Raw genomic sequence first — 2,212 nt, 5'->3', positions numbered from 1 at the left:
TTGCGTTTTCTGAGGGGAGGATGCGGGGGGAGACGTGGTGTCCCCGCCGGAGCCAACAGGGAGGCTGCTGGGGCGCTTCTCCCCCCCAAAGAACGGCGTCTCGCGGGCGCGAGGTGCATAGCGCGAAGGTGGTCGTTGTTCGGCTGATCCGAAAAAAAATGTCGGCCGCGCCTCCCGAGGACCGTCGGCCGGCGTCTGCTTATCGAATATCCAGCGGCTTGCTGGGCTGTTCGTTCGTGTCCCAATCTTGACGCGTCAGAATATTCAGAATAGGCTGAATGCGCACACCAAGATCAATCGACGAGGCCCATGCCCAGAAATCGTGGCCAGCTGCAGCCAGAGGCCGTCCGCCAAGCCGATGGCTGCCAGGTCGAAGCCATCGTCGGCATCGATGGGAGGGGGCAGATCGTGCTGCCCAAAGAGCTGCGGGCCCGGGCCGGCATCCAGGCCGGAGACCGGCTGGCCGTGACGGCTTGGCGCAAAGACGGAGGGATCTGCTGTATCAGCCTCACCAGGGTGGAACAGCTCAGCGAGATGGTGAGAAACAGCCTCGGTCCCGTGCTCAAGGATCTCTTGTAACGAGGCGATCGACCATGCAACCCTTGGACCTTCCAAAGGCACCGGCGAGGCGACAGGATGCGGCCACCTGCTGCGGCGCGTCCAGCGCCCCGTTGTCGAGCCGTCACCCGGACGACGCATTACCGCCCCCCTGGGTCGTCGGAGAGCAGCAAACGCCCTTGGGCCAAGTGCCTCGGATCAGCACCGTTCTCACTCGGGCCGATTGGCTGGGGGCCATTCGCTCCCGGATCAGTGCCTTCCGTATGGCCTACCGGGTGTCGGCAGGACTCTACGCCGTGGGCTCGCCGGGCGCCAACGCCGAGGTCTTCGTCTCGGCCAACTACAAGCTCTCCTTCGACGAGCTACGTCGGCATCTGGCCGGTCTCGACGCCTGGGTGCTGGTCTTGGACACCCGGGGGATCAACGTATGGTGTGCGGCCGGCAAAGGCACGTTCGGCACAGAGGAATTGGTCCGGCGGGTGCAGGCCACGGGGCTGGCAGGCCTGGTCAGCCACCGGCGGCTGATCCTCCCGCAATTGGCCGCACCAGGAGTCAAGGCTCGAGAGGTCAAGGCCCGCACCGGCTTTATCGCGCAATTCGGACCGGTACGAGCGGCCGATATCCCAGCTTATCTTGCGGCTGGCTGCCGAAAGACCCCAGCCATGGCCACAGTCCATTTCCCGTGGCGAGATCGGTTGGTACTGACCCCTATGGAAATCCTGCCGGCCATGAAGCTCTTTCCCCTTTATGGCCTGGCGGTGCTCCTGGTCTTCGGCCTCCAGCCCCAGGGCATCCTGTTCGCCGCCGCCTGGTCCGGTGGCTGGCCGTTCTTGCTCCTGGGCGCGGCAACGATCGGCGCCGGCGCGTTTCTTGCCCCCATGCTATTGCCCCTCCTGCCCTTCCGGTCCTTTGCCGTCAAGGGCTGGCTGGCTGGCCTGGCAACAGCCGTCGCCACCGGGACCCTTTTGGGTGAACGTCTCACCCCGCACCCCGCGCTGAGCGTTGTGGTCTACCTCCTCTACCCTCTCCTGGCCTCGTACATCACCCTTCAGTTTACAGGCTCTACGACCTTCACCCACATGTCCGGGGTGAAGAAGGAGCTCCGATACGCCCTGCCGGTCTACCTGGGTGGTGCCGCATTGTCCGCCCTGTTGCTGGGGACCTTTAAGCTCGCGGAATGGGGAATCTGGTCATCGTGAGATACCTGAGCAACACCGTGAGCCTGCGCTTCGACGCCGGGGGCTGCACCGGTTGCGGCAGCTGTCTAGAAGTTTGCCCCCATAACGTCTTTGCCCGGCAGGGGCAGCGTGTCGCCCTGGCGGCCCGCGACAACTGCATGGAGTGCGGCGCCTGCGCTCTTAACTGCCCCACCGGCGCCATTCAGGTGAAAGCGGGAGTCGGCTGCGCCTACGCCATCATCCGCGGCATTCTTACCGGCAGCGAGCCGTCCTGTGACTGTTCCCCTCCGGCCGGCCCAACGGCCAGCCCCTGCTGCTGAACCGGGCAAACCCTTTGCAGCTTTTCGGCCAACAAAAAACCCCGTTCCTGGACGGTCCAGGGGCGGGGTTTTTGTTTGTTTCTTTGCGCAAGGGATTCGGCGGCGACCTACTCTCCCACCCAGCCTCCCGGGCAGTACCATCGGCGCTGAGAAGCT

General features: G+C 64.6%; 3 protein-coding genes. All 3 read left to right on the top strand.

The window, feature by feature from the left end; all coding sequences use genetic code 11:
* Positions 1–309: 309 nt before the first annotated feature.
* From hgcC to hgcB, 3 genes are read left to right on the top strand one after another with little or no spacing between them, the layout of a single operon-like run.
* Positions 310–579, top strand: coding sequence for an HgcAB-associated protein HgcC (gene hgcC / locus AB1634_19390; GenBank protein MEW6221677.1), 270 nt, complete (start codon positions 310–312; stop codon positions 577–579).
* Between the two features lie 14 nt (positions 580–593).
* A complete protein-coding gene (hgcA, locus tag AB1634_19385; protein ID MEW6221676.1) occupies positions 594–1,757 on the top strand; it encodes a mercury methylation corrinoid protein HgcA in 1,164 nt (387 codons plus the stop codon).
* On the top strand, positions 1,754–2,056 hold the full coding sequence (gene hgcB / locus AB1634_19380; protein MEW6221675.1) for a mercury methylation ferredoxin HgcB: 303 nt from the start codon (positions 1,754–1,756) through the stop codon (positions 2,054–2,056). The genes hgcA and hgcB overlap by 4 nt, the downstream gene beginning before the upstream one ends.
* Positions 2,057–2,212: the final 156 nt, after the last annotated feature.

The sequence above is a fragment of the Thermodesulfobacteriota bacterium genome, assembly GCA_040755095.1.
Taxonomy (GTDB): domain Bacteria; phylum Desulfobacterota; class Desulfobulbia; order Desulfobulbales; family JBFMBH01; genus JBFMBH01.
Note: the sequence above shows the minus strand (reverse complement) of the source record. Positions and strands in the feature narration are given on the sequence as shown.